Annotated in this window: 11 protein-coding genes; 1 reads left to right on the plus strand and 10 read right to left on the minus strand. The window is 45.0% G+C overall.

Features of this window, described 5'->3' with window-relative positions:
• Window positions 1-117: 117 nt before the first annotated feature.
• The 4 genes from pstB to BSZ04_RS02355 all read right to left on the minus strand — a co-directional run bounded on the left by pstB (window position 118) and on the right by BSZ04_RS02355 (window position 3,666).
• Entirely contained in the window at window positions 118-867 is a 750-nt protein-coding gene (pstB, locus tag BSZ04_RS02340) for a phosphate ABC transporter ATP-binding protein PstB (RefSeq protein ID WP_005432159.1), read from the minus strand.
• Between the two features lie 60 nt (window positions 868-927).
• Window positions 928-1,791 (minus strand): phosphate ABC transporter permease PstA, encoded by an 864-nt coding sequence (pstA, locus tag BSZ04_RS02345; RefSeq protein WP_005441059.1) that lies wholly within the window; start codon window positions 1,789-1,791, stop codon window positions 928-930.
• Window positions 1,792-1,813: 22 nt separating this feature from the next.
• Entirely contained in the window at window positions 1,814-2,746 is a 933-nt protein-coding gene (gene pstC / locus BSZ04_RS02350; RefSeq protein ID WP_009704934.1) for a phosphate ABC transporter permease subunit PstC, read from the minus strand.
• Between the two features lie 98 nt (window positions 2,747-2,844).
• Entirely contained in the window at window positions 2,845-3,666 is an 822-nt protein-coding gene (locus BSZ04_RS02355; protein ID WP_010451068.1) for a phosphate ABC transporter substrate-binding protein, read from the minus strand.
• Between the two features lie 333 nt (window positions 3,667-3,999).
• Here BSZ04_RS02355 and BSZ04_RS02360 point away from each other — a divergent pair, with 333 nt between their 5' ends.
• Entirely contained in the window at window positions 4,000-5,643 is a 1,644-nt protein-coding gene (locus BSZ04_RS02360; protein ID WP_088879395.1) for a methyl-accepting chemotaxis protein, read from the plus strand.
• A 93-nt stretch (window positions 5,644-5,736) separates the two neighbouring features.
• Here BSZ04_RS02360 and BSZ04_RS02365 read toward each other — a convergent pair whose 3' ends face one another.
• The 6 genes from BSZ04_RS02365 to BSZ04_RS02395 all read right to left on the minus strand — a co-directional run bounded on the left by BSZ04_RS02365 (window position 5,737) and on the right by BSZ04_RS02395 (window position 16,270).
• Window positions 5,737-6,306 (minus strand): Lcl C-terminal domain-containing protein, encoded by a 570-nt coding sequence (locus BSZ04_RS02365; protein ID WP_088879396.1) that lies wholly within the window; start codon window positions 6,304-6,306, stop codon window positions 5,737-5,739.
• Between the two features lies 1 nt (window position 6,307).
• Window positions 6,308-7,741 (minus strand): Lcl domain-containing protein, encoded by a 1,434-nt coding sequence (locus BSZ04_RS02370; protein ID WP_088879397.1) that lies wholly within the window; start codon window positions 7,739-7,741, stop codon window positions 6,308-6,310.
• 25 nt (window positions 7,742-7,766) lie between these two features.
• Window positions 7,767-10,019 (minus strand): proprotein convertase P-domain-containing protein, encoded by a 2,253-nt coding sequence (locus tag BSZ04_RS02375; protein ID WP_088879398.1) that lies wholly within the window; start codon window positions 10,017-10,019, stop codon window positions 7,767-7,769.
• Between the two features lie 9 nt (window positions 10,020-10,028).
• Window positions 10,029-12,170 carry a TonB-dependent hemoglobin/transferrin/lactoferrin family receptor gene (locus BSZ04_RS02380; RefSeq protein WP_088879399.1) on the minus strand — a complete coding sequence of 714 codons (2,142 nt, stop codon included), beginning with the start codon at window positions 12,168-12,170 and terminating at the stop codon, window positions 10,029-10,031.
• The gene (locus tag BSZ04_RS02385; protein WP_088879400.1) at window positions 12,171-14,183 is read right to left on the minus strand and encodes a prolyl oligopeptidase family serine peptidase; all 2,013 of its coding nucleotides are present in this window, start codon (window positions 14,181-14,183) and stop codon (window positions 12,171-12,173) included.
• Window positions 14,184-14,926: 743 nt separating this feature from the next.
• Window positions 14,927-16,270, minus strand: a complete 1,344-nt coding sequence (locus BSZ04_RS02395) for a DEAD/DEAH box helicase (protein WP_010451048.1) — start codon at window positions 16,268-16,270, stop codon at window positions 14,927-14,929.
• Window positions 16,271-16,598 lie beyond the last annotated feature (328 nt).

Genomic DNA, 16,598 nt, shown 5'->3' on the forward strand with positions numbered 1-16,598 from the left:
TTATTTGGGATTGGTATATAAACGCTCCTACCAATAGACATAAAAAAGCCCCTCTTAAAGAGGGGCAAAAGTACCATCGCTTATAGTTATTTTTTACATGCCAGCATGGGTAATAAATTAACCAAAATCACCGTTTACGTAGCCTTGAGTGCGGTCGTCTTTTGGTTCGCTAAAAATCACTTGCGTGTCATCGTGCTCCACCAATTCGCCCATTAGGAAAAACGCAGTGCGGTCTGAGATACGACGCGCTTGCTGCATTGAGTGCGTTACGATAACGATGGTGTAGTTCTTCTTTAGCTCTTCCATCAGTTCTTCAATTTTGTGCGTCGCAATTGGGTCAAGTGCGGATGTTGGTTCATCCATCAGGATCACATCTGGTTCCATCGCAATGGTACGTGCGATACAAAGACGCTGCTGTTGACCACCAGAAAGACCAAATGCGTGTGACTTAAGACGGTCTTTTACTTCGTCCCAAAGTGCTGCGCCACGAAGTGAGCTCTCAACCACTTCATCAATGTGTTTCTTATCTTTGATGCCTTGAGCGCGCAGGCCGTAAGCCACGTTCTCGTAGATGCTCATCGGGAATGGGTTTGGCTTTTGGAATACCATGCCAACCTTGATGCGAAGGTCAGCAACATCGATGTTGCCGTAAATGTCTTCGCCATCCATTGACAACTTACCCGTGATCTTTACGCCTTCGATTAGATCATTCATGCGGTTCAAACAACGTAGTAGTGTTGATTTACCGCAACCAGAAGGACCGATAAGCGCTGTCACTTGGCGAACGGGAATTGGCAGGTTGATCGATTTCAGTGCTTGGTTTTCACCGTAGAATAGGTCTAGGTTTTCAATATCAAACTTGTTCATTTTCTTAATCTCTTAAATCTTGAATTCGTGTCTTTTAACGTGCGTTCTTAATTCGTTTTGTTAGTAAGTTGCGGTGTTAAAACGTCGTGCAATCAGTTTTGTGAACATGTTGATCAATAGGACAACAACAATCAGAACTGTCGCGGTACCGTAAGCCTGATTCCATTCTTCAATGGTAAACAGTTCGGTAGTCAGTTTGTATAAGTGAACGGTTAATGTACGACCTGAATCCAATAGAGAATCTGGAATACGTGCAACCATACCTGCTGTCAGGAATACTGGAGCAGACTCACCAATGACACGACCAATACTTAGAATGACCGAGGTTAAGATACCTGGCATTGCGCTCGGAAGAATCAAACGCCAGATAGTGTAAATCTTAGATGCACCTAGGCCGTATGAGCCTTCACGGTACGTTTGTGGTACTGCCATCAACGCTTCTTCCGTGGTGCGGATGATAACTGGCAGGATTAGAATACTTAGCGTCAATGCACCCGACAGAATCGAGAAGCCAAGGCCAAGAATCGCCACGAAGAAAGTCATACCAAACAGGCCGAAGATGATCGACGGGATACCCGCCAATGACTCGGTACAGAATCGGATGATTTTCACCAAACGACTGCCCACTTTCGCGTATTCAGTCAAGTAGATTGCCGTCATGATACCGAGTGGCGCTGCCACTGCGATAGATGCGATAACCATGTAAATAGTCGCCACAATCATTGGGAAGATACCGTGCTCTTCACCTGTGCGCGTGTAGTTATCAGTAATGAAGTTCCAATCTACGTGTTGTAGACCGTTTGATAGGATGTACCAGATAATCCAGAACAAGAAACCTACCGTCAGTGCTGCCGAGATCCAGACAAATGCGTTAAAGACATTATCTTTGAACTGGCGTGCTTTTTTCAGTTTTGCGCGATCCATAATAGTCACCTTTAACGAGCGATTACTTCGCTTTTTCTCGGTTTAGGTAAAGTAGTACAGCGTTCAACGACATGATGAAGACCAGAAGTACCACACCTGTAGCGTAAAGTGCGTTCGCGTGAACACCACTTGCGTAAGACATTTCAATAGCGATGTTTGCGGTTAGCGTACGTGCCGAATCAAGGATGCCTTCAGGCATTGCCGGTGCGTTACCCATTACCATGATGATCGCCATAGTCTCACCCAACGCACGACCGATACCCAGAATCACACCTGTCATGATGCCTGAGCGAGCCGCTGGAACGAGCAATTTAAAGATGGTGTAGATTTTCGATGCACCCAGTGCCAAAGAACCTTCTTTGTAAGTACGAGGAACCGCACGGATAGACGTTTCAGAAACCGTAATTACCGTTGGTAGAATCATCACACCAAGAACAATGATACCGGCCAAGATAGTGTTACCTGCTGGTACATCAAATACGTTCTGAATCAATGGCACGATAATAACCAGACCGAAGAAACCGTAAACCACCGAAGGAATACCGGCTAGCAGCTCAACCGCTGGGCGGATGATGTCAGCTAAACGCTTTGGTGCGATTTCAGCGATGAAGATAGCGGTTAAGACACCAACTGGAACACCCACTAAAACAGCGCCTGCTGTCGAAACGATAGAAGCAACAATCATGGTTGCAACACCGTACAGTGCCGGTGGTAGCCAGTTTTGGCCTAGAACGATGCCCGAGACGCCCGCTTCTTGGAATGCTGGGATACTCTCTCGAACGATGAAGTATGCGATAACTGCTAATGATACGATGCCGATTACAGCACTCGTTAGGAACAAGCCGTGGAAGATGCGCTCTTTCCAGTCAACGCGGCGTTTTTCGCGTAGGCCTGGCTTGCTGATCGCTTTAGCGTCAGTAGTCATAAGCTTTTCACTATTTGTTGCGATGGTCATAAAAATCTCACGGTTCTTGGCAATGGCGTCGAACACAATGGATAGAAAAGGCTCAGCCCGAAACGTTGGGCTGAGCAAACTTTAGAGTCCCGGTGGGATTAGTTAACTGAGATGTAACCTTTTTGGTCAACTAGCGCTTGCGCTTCTTCAGTTAGCATCCAGTCTAGGAATTTTTGAGTTTCAGCTGATGGCTTGCCTTCCTTGTAAAGAACAAGGAATGGACGAGCAACTTTGTAAGAACCGTTCTTCACGTTGTCTACAGAAGCTTGGATGCCATCAATTGGAAGTGCGTTTACAGAGCCATCGACTGTACCTAGAGAGATGTAGCCGATTGCGTATGGGTTAGAAGCTACCATTGTCTTCAATGCGCCGTTACCGTTAGCAACTTGAGCACGCTGAGAGATTGCCGATACTTTCTTACCAGAAATTTTCATTTTTAGCTTCATGATGTCTTCGAATGCACCACGAGTACCAGAAGCCGTATCACGAGTGATTGCAACGATTGGCTTGTCTGCACCGCCAACGTCTTTCCAGTTTGTTACTTCGCCTTTGTAGATTGCGGTAACTTGTTCAGCAGTTAGGCCAGAAAGCTTGTTTTTTGGGTTTACAACAACTGCGATACCGTCTAGAGCAACTGCTTCTTCTTTTAGCGTTGGCTCTTTTTCAGAATCTTTTAGGTTACGAGAAGACATACCTAGGTCAGCAGAACCGTTCTTCGCTGCTTTAACACCCGCTGATGAACCCGGGCCTTGAACTTCGATAAATACATTCGGGTTTGTCTTCATGTATGTTTCAGAGAAAACTTCCATCAGTGGAGTTACGCTGCTAGAACCCACTGCAGAGATAGTTTCTTTAGCAGAAACAGGAGTCACTGCCATTGCGCCTAGAAGTGCGATTGCACCGATTACTGTCTTTTTCATCACAATTTCCTTTAAGTGGCTTTATTGCCGTTGTGTTTCACTTGAACGGTGCTCACTTTAGAATTTGAATATGACAGTTGTGTTTCACTTAGTTGAAGCATCTATGACACGTTAAGTCATCTGCTTATTTTTACGCCTACTGGTTAAAAATAAAACTTTTCTAACTGGCTCACCTCTCATTCTATAAACTTGCTTCGTTTAACCAACACATATTTGATATATCTCATAACAATTTGACTACCATAACTGATTGAATTGACGGCTTTCTTCATTAAACTCATCAAGTTTAATTTATTAAAACGATAATTATTATTTGTCTATTGAGGGTCACACATGCGTCAATTACTCAGCGCGCTTTCCATCAAACAACAAGTACTCACACCTGTTGTTTTCACAATCATATTGCTCGTTATTGGTCTAACAACAGGGATCAGTAAGCTTGAACACGCTTTTGATAAAGTCACATCATCAACCAATAACTTAATCGTTCATAAAGAAGAGCTTAGTTCTATTGTGGATAATACTTATGCTATGCGTATTAAGGCGATCTACAGTTTATTCAGAGCGGATGATCTAAAAACATTGAATCAAGATCTCGCCCAACGTCAGAATCAGAACGAACTATTTTTGAACTCGATCAGCCAACTAAGCGGCATCGAAGATGACGTTAAAGCCATGAAAAAAGCGATGAATCATTACGTTGATTTTACCCGCAACACCATGACTCCTCTGCTACAAACAAAGCACAATGCTAGCTACGCACCACCGAATTTTGATCAGGAATATAATAACGCAATGGCAGCCTATCGTGTTGCTGGCGATGCGATGATTGGTGCGATCGATAACTTGTCCCAAAAGCTCAACCTAATCGTTTCTCAAGAAGTTGAGCTTAACGGTCAAATGCACTCATCTACGCTAAATTTGAGCATCGTGGCGCTCGCGATCATTCTGATTGCTGCATCTGTAATCAGTTGGTTACTTGCAAACGCCATTGTTTCACCTATCCGTCGTCTTCAGCAAACCATGAAGGAGGTTGCAAAAGGCAATTTACAGGTAGAAGCAGAAGAGGTAGGCAAAAATGAAGTGTCACAACTGGCACATGACGTAAACCAAACTATCCAACAACTTCGTGGCACAGTTGGTTCACTAGTTAGAATCAGTGAGGATGTCGCATCAGCATCTACCGAACTTGCAACCGTAATGACGCAAAGCAGTGCTAACTCAGATCAAGAGAAACTAGAAGTCGAGCAAGTCGCTTCAGCAGTCAATCAGTTAGAATCAACTGCTGCAGAGGTGTCATCGAACGCTCAGCAAGCTGACAATGCCGCTGTCGAAGCAAGTGATATCACAGCTAAAAGCTTATCTATGTTTGCAGAGAGTACTCAAGCTAGTGAAAAAATGGCGCAACAACTTAACGATGCAGCCACCGTTGTGACCTCACTCAAAGACCAATCAGAACAAATTGGCAAAGTAATTGAAGTCATTGAAAGTATCTCTGAACAAACCAACCTACTAGCGTTAAACGCAGCAATTGAAGCTGCTCGTGCAGGTGAGAGCGGTCGTGGATTTGCGGTTGTTGCCGACGAAGTTCGAATGCTTGCGGCAAGAACGCAAGAGTCGACCAAAGAGATCCAAGTAATAATTGAGGAGCTGCAGCAACAGTCGGGACAAGCGAACGAGAGCATGAACTCAAGCCTTGAGCTACTGAACGATAATCAAGTGCTAGCAAGTTCAGTAAATCAGTCGCTAAACGACATTCAGCAAGCTATTGAAAATCTGAGCGGAATTAATACGCAAGTAGCTACGGCATCTGAAGAACAAAAACAAGTCACGTCAGACATTAACAATAACCTGAGCACCATCTATGAATTAGTGAGTCAGAACGTCACTGGCATCACTCAATCTGCCGCTGCAGCGCAGGAGTTGTCTGGTTTGGCTGAAAATCAAAAGCACCAACTTAAGCAGTTCCAAGTTTAAACATTCTGCTCCACACAATACATTCAAAAAAAGAAAAGCTCCGCATCTGCGGAGCTTTTTGATAACAGGGCTAGGCAATCAACCACGTGATTATTATTCGTCAGTCACCAACAGAACTGAGAAAGTGTTAGTTGGCTCTGCTGGGTTCCAGTTGTAAACCTCACCATTGAATGAATCAAACACCATAACATTTGAACCATCTCCGTTTGGCGTATTACTCCAGATATAAGCAGCGTAATCCCCCACCTCTACCGTGTAGCCACTCGCAAATGCGGTGCCATTCATAGCGGGGCTATGACAAGCACGATCTGTCAGTGCAACCAACTCTTTAATGTTTGGTAAGCGCCAGTTTTGCTTACCCGCAAAGCCATGCAACAGGTGGTTACCCGATTCATTACGAATTTGGTCAGCTGTCATTAGTGCAAGTTGCCAAGTCATTTTGGTCGCATCACCATCACAAGCTTCGTTTGCTGCATTCCATGTGGTACCTACAGGACAGCGCATCCAAGTAAGCCCTGTCTTAAGGTCAGTCACAGTTCCGTTATCAGAGTATGTATAACGGGAGTTTGGTGCTGTTTTTCCAAAATCAGTTGAACATTCTTGTGCCGCCATGGCTGCTTGAGAAGCCAAGAAAAGAGATAGCGCGGTGATTAATTTCTTCATCTTATTGGCCCTTTACTGCTACTAGACGGATTGGGAATTGGAAAGAAGTGCCTGTGTCACGCTCAACCTTGTCAGAGTAAATTTCAACAAAGCTAACGTAGCCACGATCAGCACCTTTGGTTGCAACAACAGGGAATTGCAGAGCGCCTTCGTAGTTGTAAACGGAATAGTTGTTAAAAGTGAAATCATCTAACCAAATCGCGCCAGTTTCAATGTCTGGACTACCTTTACCTTGATGGGGGAAGTAAGCTACGCTCAGACCGTAGACGTTGTCATCAGCGTCTTTCTCTGTCTCACCGAGATCCAGAACATCATAGAACTCTTGGTAAGTCGGTAGACGCCAATCCGTAATACCGCATAGAGATTGCTTGTTGATATGTTCAACATATTGGCTTGTTGAACAGATATCATCAGCTGCATCCACACAACCAACTACATCCAGATCTTCGTAGTATGGTTTGAATGTTGCTGATTCAAACACAAATGTACGATCTTTAAATTGAACTGAACTCGAGTCTGCACTCTTATTTTCCCAAATAAGGCCAGTACGCTCATCCATAGTACAAGCCCAATCTGTAGCATCCTCCGCCAACACTGAGCCTTGTGTATTAAGCTTAACGAACTTAAAGCCAGCGCCTGTAGACGTTTGTTTGTCCTCTTTGTCGAAACCGTATTCCGCATCTTGACCTGGGTAAGACGTTTGCACTTCTGCTACATCTGTATCGCCATCTGCAAAGTGAAGCACTACACCAGTATCGTTGCTGCCGACAGTTTGTTCAGCAACCACTGCAATCTCTTCAGCAAATGCACTCACTTCCGCTTCATCCAGAAGATCAGAGGCCAACGATTTACCTTGGAAGCTAAGGCTTTGAGCAAGCAACGCTACGCCTTTGGTCATTTGTTGTGGTTGCATCGCAGCTAATAGCGCAACCGTGTTTTGCTCTAGCTTGTCTAGCTCGCTGGCTTGTACGTTAGACATCACCGTACCAGACAGAGAAACGCCGGCATCGGTGAGTTGCGCTTTCACGATCTCTTCAGCTTGAGCAACGGTTTTACCGTCAACCACAAGACCTGCGAGCAACGTTGTTACACCATTGACAGTGTTGCCCGTTGCTAAGTTTTGACCCGGAGCAGCAATTCGTAATGTTTGGTTTGAACCTTGTTCAACTTGAGCAAGAATAGTGCTGGTTAATACATTTTTATCGCTTGATGTTAGGCTAAATTTTCCGGCGTTATCCGTCTTAGCACTTGGCTCATTCGTATCACAAACGTAGTTTTGGTTTAAATCGATACATACTGGCGTATCAAGAAGTGTACCTGCGGAAACGACGGTGCCAGCCACATCATATGTCGGTGCCGATGTGTCGCCACCAGAACCACCGCCACAGCCAGCAAGGGCTAGTGACATAGCAACGAAAGAATATTGAAACTTCATAGATTTTATCTTCTTTTGATTTTGATTAACGAGAGCGAATCACTCTCACCATTGAAAGCAGAAGCAGCCCTAGCAAGGCTAAAGGTGAACCACTACCACCCGAACCACCACTACTGCTTCCTTTAGTGGTATCAGCACTACACTGATACTGAGCGAAGTGACTCACCCCCCACTCCTTCAATACACCGGAGTTCCCTGACACGCGGTCAGACACTTCAAGACGCCAAGTACCCCAACTCGGTTGACCGACAAGAGCTTGTAACTCCTCATCATACTGAGCTGTAAAGTAACCTTTAAATCCATTGGTATTGCTTGATTGATGGTTGAGTAGCACCACTGATTTACCTTGCGGAGAGATAAGCGCTACTTGCAAATCCTGCAATGAGTCATGTTCGATGTTCAGGTAAACCGCAAACGAATCATCAATCGTATGTGACTTGTCTGATAGCGTTTGAGCAAACAGTCTGTCACCTTGCTCCGGTAGCGCGGTATTCACTGATTGAGGTTTAATGTCTAGCTTTGGCGTACCGTTAACTAACTTCACATTTTCTTCCCACTGGCGCGCTTTCAAACCTTCACTAAATTGGTAATCCAATGAAATAGAAGAGTCGAACTGCGTGCCACACGTCAGACCGCTTGGTAACGCCACCTTCATTGAGGTCGAGTCAGAAAGCGTTTCATCAAAATCGAAAACGGATGCGTTATTTAGCTGCCATTGCCCTTTGATGCTTGCTTCGCGGCCAGTTTGGCTCAGGTTAACTCCCACATTTTGGTCTTGTGCGATGTATCGAGCGTCATAGCGAACACGAAATGGTGCCTTGAGCAAGTTGTGTTTGTTGAAGCTGTTCATCAGGAACTGGGCATAGTCTTTCTCAGGGAATAAGGTGCTTGCAGCAAACACTGTCGATTCCGCAAGGTCATGCATTTTCACGCCGCGACCAATACCGTACATACCTTCCAGTACGATGGCATCAAACTCGCGGAAGACCTTATCTGTACCATCACCGTATCGTTCAACCGATGCTTTAAGCGCTTGGAAAAGCGGCGTTGACCACAACTCATCACCATTCTCTCCCCCAACGCTAATATGAGCTGGGTATTCTGCGCTCTCAAAGTAGCGCGCTCTTTGGTTCCAAAGACTACGAGTCGTTTTGCGTGTCCCGAACACGCCGTCCCAGTTGAACACCGTATCTAGCTCGAACTCTTGACCACGACGCGATGCATCCGAATATTGAATACGGTAGCTTGCGCTGCCCGCCCAGTAATCCGCAAAACCTTCTGCGATAGCACCAGTATGACCATATGCCCAGTCCGGTACGATTTGATAATGAATGCCATGCCCAAGCTCATGTATCACAACATCAGCATCGATTGCATCCGGAGAAACACCACCTACCCCTAGCATGAGTGCTTTCGGACCGTAATAGTACGTAGAGTTATCTTTTGATAAACCACGAGCATCAAAACGAAGCGGTTCGTCAAACAAGTCGTAAGTTAGGCTTGTCAGATATTGGAGCGAGCTATCGAGGTGATAAAAAGCCATCAACTGTGGAAACGCATTGTCACCAAACTTAGTGCTTTGCATCTCATCAACACTGTCAAAGGCTTGAACCCCTTCTGTTCTGAGAAAATCCAACGTATCAAGTACAGGCACTTCGCCAGGTGCTGGGGCTGAAAATAAGCCCGTTGCATCCACTTGCTTTAATCTTGGGTTAGACAGATAGAACTTTCCGCCAGACTTTAGAACCTCAATCGACTTTGTTACGTATTCGATCGGCTGAGGGTAGTCTGACAGTGCTGACCACGTCGATTCTGGCCCAGCTTGTTGCTGCATGGTACGCAGATCTGGGGTGAATAAAGAGACCTCAACATCAACCAGACTTCCGGAGCTCAAAGCTGGCGGTTCTTGCGCTTGCAGTTGGCGAGGCGATTCCAATTCCATTGCAACTGTTGGCACGCCGTTACGGATGACAGTATCTTCAAAGCTCTTAAACACTCTCACAACGTGATGATTTTTGTCTGTTGTTACCACGGCAGTTCGCTGAGGTTGGTATTCACCACTTATCCAAACATCAAAGTTATAATGCTCACCAAGCTGAGACTGTGTTTTATAGCGAAACTTAAACTCACCCGCTTGTGCGTAATGATTATCTAGATAAATTTTCGCCTGTGCTTCATTACTCACCACAGAGTCCACTGAGGGGTAATCCCACTCAGCAGCCTGCACCACTGGGGCACAGGCAAAAAGCAGCGAAAGCGCTAATGGTTTTAACTTCATAATTTCGTCCTAGAATTCGTATTTCGCATTCAACGTGAAGTAGCGCCCTGGCTCGGTTGAGTAATGCTTACTTTCTTCAGCAATACCTGCCACGTCTTGGTAACGGATGTACTCTTTATTGAACAGGTTGACGATGTTCGCGCTTACACGAAGGTCTTTGAAAACGTGGTAAGTGGCACCAATATCAAACGTATTCCACGCACTTGTCTGGGCACACTCTGTACCAAGACCTAATATGGTCTGACATTCAGGAACGCGATCCATTGCCGCAGCCCAGTTCCAAGTCACGTAAGTACTAAAGTCTTGGTTGGCGTATTTCAATTGAGCGTTACCTTCGAATGGCGTGATACTGCGGACGTATTCACCTTCCGCATCTTTACCATCTACGTAGCCAAGCTTGGTGCTGATGTCCCATTGCTTAGTGAGTGCATAACCAGCGGAGAGCTCTGCGCCATATGTCTCTACGCCATCAAGATTTTGGTACTGCTTGATGTAATTCCCGGTGCTTGAATCAAAGCCAGTGGTCACAACATCGATGAAGTTTTCAAACTTGTTGTAGAACACAGAGGCATAAACATACGCACGACCGTTATCGAACTTGTTACCAATTTCAAATGAGTCCGACGTTTCCGCTTCTAGGTCTAAGTTCGGTGCGATAACAAAAGGCGTTAGCGGTACGAAATCATGGTTCACGAAACCGTACGCTTTGTCGTATTCTGGAGCGCGGTAACCGTGGTTGTAAGAAACGTAAGCGATGTTGTTCGCGAACACTTCACGAGAAACCGACAAGCTTGGTGACAATTCTGAACTATTAAGGTCTTTTAGAGGAAAGCCGCCGACTTGCCCCTCACCGTCCGGTGTTAGACGGTGCGCATCAAAGCGCAGACCGCCCGTGATGGTCCATTTATCCAGTTCCACCATGTCTCTAACGTACAAACCAATGTTGTAAGCACGAGCAGGAGCGAAAGGTTGCTTGGTCGAAGGCGTCACCCCATTCCAATCAATCTTGGAATCACTATCCGTTCGCTCATAGTAGTCGGTAGAAAGCTCGACGCCATATGCCAATTGATGCTCCGCATTGGCTGCGTAAATTGTATTGGTGAGATCGCCACGGAAACCAATTGTTTCGTCAATAAAGACTTTGTGTTCCAGTTCGCGACGTTTGGTGATCAAACCATTATGATCGACTTGGCGCATCAAGCGGTTGGTGTCTTCTACGACTTCGGTGTGACGCCAATATACTTTGGTATCCAACTCTTCAAACCAAGTTGGGTTAATCGGTGTTACTTCTGCACCAATGTAAGCACTGTACTCTTCTGTGGTTTCATCCTCAGCAAAATCTTCGATATGCCATATACCATCTGGTTGGATAGAAGGAGAACCTTCCAAACGCTCTTGGTTCTGTGTGTAAAGTTCTGCTTTTGCTTTCAGCATTAACTCTTCACTGAAAAAGTGATTGAGAGTGTAGGAGGCGCTGTAACCATCAAGGTCACGGTCATATAAGTCTTCATCAAAGTTGCGCGTTTCTTGGCCTTGCCAGTAAGAAGCGTTGAACAAACTCTCAGTATCACCCGAACGAAACGCTAGGTTGCTCGTACCCTTGTATTTATTACTGATGTCAGTGTAAGTACCGGAAACATCGGTGTAGAAGTCTTTGTCTTTTAAGAAATCTCCCGGCTGACTGGATTCTAAAATCACCACACCGCCGATCGCGCCAGAGCCATGCACCGAAGAACTTGCCCCTTTAATGATTTGCAGCGATTCAAAATTAGATAAATCGAAGGTATCTCGCCCAACAGCATCATTAATGTCATTCGCGCCAAAGCCATCTGCAGAACGAATACCGTCACGAACGATAACTATTCGATTGCCAGTCATACCGCGGATAGTAATGTTTTGAGGGCGACCAGCACCACCAGTTACGCTTACACCAGGCTCATTACGCAGCACATCATAGAGCTCTGTTTCACCACGCTCTTCGACTTGCTCATTCGTAATTACCGCTACACTACCTGCTACTTTTGACAATGGCTGATCGATTTTATTGGCAGTTACGACCACCTCTTCCATTGAGAAAACCTTAGATTCGGCGTGTACTTGACTGGCAGCAAGTACCGAAAGTACTGCCGCTGACACTGGGGTAAGCTTCATTTACTGCTCCGCTTTAGATGTTTTAATGAGTGATAATAGAAATGCATATTCCTTTGCTTGTTGCTCTCTTGCCTGCCTTGGGTCCATGCGGTGGCCAGAGTTAAAGTCCGTTTGCAACAAATAAGGACCTGTCGATTCACTGGTCGACGAAACTTGAGCAAGGTACTTTGCACCTTCCCAATAAGGCACGCGTTGATCGTTCAATCCGACTTGAACCAACATGGGTGGGTAATCGACTTTGTGGATATTGAGAATAGGATCATAAGCTTGCATAGCTTTGAGTTGTTCTGGGAGAGTCGGATTCCCCCATTCCCCGTATTGCTGCGCAGTTAGCGGTAGTGACGTATCTGACATACTGGCAACGACATCCACAAACGGAACCTTCATCACCACGCCAGCAAACAAGTCTGGGTCTTGATTGATAGAGCCAGCAACCAAAGTACCACCAGCGCTAGAGCCAATCGCGTAGACATCACGTTCACCACCATCAAAGTGTTTGAGTGCTTGTGCCGCAGACGTGAAATCACTGATGGAGTTAGCTTTAAGAACACCTCGACCTTGAGCGTGCCAGTCAGCACCAAAGAAACCACCACCACGAACATGCGCTATCGCGTAGATAACACCTTGGTCAAGTAAGCTCACGGTTTGAGGCATGAAGTAAGGCTTCATGGTAAAGCCATAAGCTCCATAGCCGTACAGAACGACAGGAGCGTTATCACTCAGTTTGTCTTTACGGTACGCAAGAGACACCGGTACTTGAACACCATGGCTTTCAACCATAATGCGTTTAGAAACATAATCTTGGCTGGAAAAACCTTGGTAAACGTCTTGAGATAAGCTGGTCTTCGTTAGTGTTTTTACATCAAACTCTTCCCACAATGGAGGTGTCGTCATCGACATACTGCGAATGCGGATTTTGTTAGAGCTGTAGTCTCCAAGTGTACTTAACCAAGCAACGCGACCTTCAGGCTCTAGAGGGGTCGCTTTCTTCGCCTTACCATCATAAGAATACACTGAGATTGTCGAGCTGTTGCCTTGCTTGCTTAATGCCACAAGTCCCGCGTCATACAAGTAAAATTGCTCAACTCCGTCTTCTGATTCTAAGAAAGGCTTCCAATCAGACTCCACGGTGTTCGCATCTTGCTCAGACATCTCGGTTTCAAACAGGTTAAACCGGCCATTATGATTACTGTTGATGAAGACTTTGCCTTGAGCAACATCCGCATAGTACTCCACACCGGATTCTGGTTTACGTAACGAAGCCGTTAGCTCTCCAGAATCAAGGTTCAGGATCTTTTGCTCGGTGGTCGATTCATTGTTGCTTTGCACAAGAGCGAAACGAGCATCGGCTGCTGGATAGAAAGACATCAGCCAATCAGTCTTTTCCTCTTGCCAAATTATTTTCTGCTCATTGGTCTGAGTGTTGATTCGCACGACTTGGTAAGGACGTTGTGTTTTTGCTTCCTTTGATACGACGAAAGCAAACTTGCCATTTGGTGAGAGCAGAACCCCATTATCTACGTTGTTGATCAGATCAAGCGCTTTGTCATGCTTAAGGTCTACCAACACTGCACGGTATTGCTCGCTGCCATCAATGTCTTCAGTAAACAGTAACGAATTAGCTTGAACATGCCATTGACCAATTTGGAAATACTGATGCTCTGCTTGGCGCAAGGAGAAATCATAAACCACATTCTCTTGCGTATTTTTATCTGCTCGTGACAGCAAAGCGAAGTTGCCCTGTCGACGTACTAGGTTCCATTCTTGTCCATTTTTAATCACCCAAGGCTTATCACCTTTCTCACCCGACATGGTTTCCCATTGAAGAAGTAAGCTTTCAGTGATGGTTGCATAACTCTGCTGAAACTCTTCTGTCTTTTGGTTTTGTTGTTTGAGGTAAGAAAGGACTCGCTCATCTTGTCTGGAATCGTCTCTCAGCCAATCAAAGTTATCCGCGGCCACACTGGGCAAAGAGGTCACCAAGAGCCCCAAAAAAACATGACAGAATTTCATATAAATGACACAACTATTTATAGGATTAATATTATGCCGCGTATTCTGCCTTTAAACAAAAATGAGATCAATTATCATTTACATGTTTTCGTGATATTTTTATCGGTTTTCATTATGCCAAACGTTTACATCATGGATGAATCCACTGTGAGAGAAGTCTATTGTTAGATAAGTCATCTATTGTTATGCAATGAAGAATTTAGAAATGAAAACGCCACCCGACAAGGTGACGAAAGTAGCTTTTCTTCTTAAGTAAGTGACTCAAGGAAGATAGATAAACTAAAAAAAGTGACTCGTCACAACCCAAAGTAGAGCAAGAAACCCAACAAAATAAAGCGAGGACACCACAACCGACTTAATCAATTCGCCCATTTGAGATTCTTCAGTGATCATGGGAACCTCCTCGAACCAGCACCAAGGTGCAACTAACTAATGCCATACACAGAAATGACAACATTTCGGTCAAAACACTGCACCTTTGCCACCCCAATGCGTGACACTGTTTGTCTGTTAGACTCATATCAACTTGTTCTAACCATTGCTTTTCTTGTGACCATCGTTCGTCTTGCTGCACTTTGATTCTCCTCTTCACTCCAACCATGCTAAGCAAGAATTCCGTTTAGAAAAATCAAAGACTCTTGAACACACGTTCATTGTTAGTAAACAAAAAGAGGCAGATACAAAAAATCCGAGCTTGAAAACTCGGATTTTCCTAACATTTCAATTAAGCAATACGGTAAAGATTAATCCTCAGCACTTGGCTCCGCTGGCTTTTTCTTAGGGATAAATACGTTATCACCCACCGCCACGTTTTGGTAGAAACCTTTATCTCGCTTAGCTGGCTTCTTCGCCGTTTTCTTCGCTTGAGGACGCGCTTTCTTTGGAGCCGCTTTCTTGTTACGGAAATCTGGCTTACGAGGTTTCAGGCCTTTGAATTTACCTTTTAAATCCTCAAATACAGAGAAACTCAAATCTTGTTGTAAGTAAGTTTCTACACGCTTGAAGCTATCCCAGTCTTTAGGACCAACCAATGAAATAGCATCACCTTTGTTACCCGCACGACCTGTACGACCAACACGGTGAACGTACTCTTCGGTATGCTTAGGCATATCAAAGTTGATTACGTGTGTCACTGTAGCGATATCTAGGCCACGAGAAGCGACGTCTGTCGTTACCAGAATCTTAAATACTGCACGCTCAAACTGACTCATGATGGTGTTGCGCTGAGTCTGGTTTAAATTGCCGCTTAGCGCGATCGCTTTAAGTTTCTTTTCATTCAGTTTTTCAGTCAGGCGCTCAGTGTCATCACGCGTTGCTGTAAAGATGATTACCTGACGGTATTCTGCTTCTTCAAGCACACGCTCTAGAATCGCTTCTTTGTGATCCAAGTGATCGCACAAGTAGAACTTCTGAGTGATGTCCTTGTGCTCTTCGTTTGATACACCAACGGCAATGCGTTTTGGTGCATTCAACATCTCAGAAGCGATACCGTTCACTTCTGCGTGATCAAGAGTTGCAGAGAACATCAATGTCTGACGACGACGGTGCTTAGCTGCGTTGTGGATACGACGCAATTCTGGCGCAAAACCAAGATCTAGCATTCGGTCAGCTTCATCAAGAATGAGGGTTTCTAAACCATCTAAATAAAGTGAACGGTGCTCCAAGTGGTCAGCTAAACGTCCTGGCGTTGCTACGATGAATTTTGGGTAACGACGCAGCGCTTTAACTTGATCGTTAAAGTTTTCACCGCCAAGAATCAAAGCTGCATCATACGTCAAGCCGGCCAACATTGAACGCAGTTCACCATATACCTGCTTTGCTAGCTCACGCGTTGGTGCGAGGATCACTGCTCGCGGGTCTTTCGCTGAAAACGACTTCGTCTTTAATGACTTATGAAGCATCGGCAATACAAACGCCAAAGTCTTACCCGAACCCGTTTTCGAAGATGCCAATAGATCCTTGCCTGCAATCGCCACAGGGATCGCCTGCTTTTGAATGTCAGTCGCTTTTTTGAAATCGTAGTGTTTTAGGTTCTTCAACAATCGGTTGTCTAGGCCTAGATCTTTAAATTGCAAAGTATTCTCCAATAAATAGTCATCGTCTGAGCGCTTTCTTCGTGTCATTTCCGCTCTAACGCAGCAAAAAATAAAAGCCCTCTATAATACCGCAAATCATAGGAGTATAGATAGAGATCACACAATATAAATGAAAAAGAAAAACAAAAGTTTCAATCGCAATACTTTCATTTGTGTCAATATCGTCTAAATTATTGATATCAGGAAAGTAGCAAAAATGCTGACTGAGTGAAGTGAAGCAGAGCTTCTAGTGAGAGTAGATACTTACCAATGTAAGTGGAGAGTCAGAGCACTATTTCAGTAGCCTATGAAATTCTTGGATTTTTTTGACTTTTGCTAC

This window comes from Vibrio rotiferianus (genome assembly GCF_002214395.1).
Lineage (GTDB): Bacteria > Pseudomonadota > Gammaproteobacteria > Enterobacterales > Vibrionaceae > Vibrio > Vibrio rotiferianus.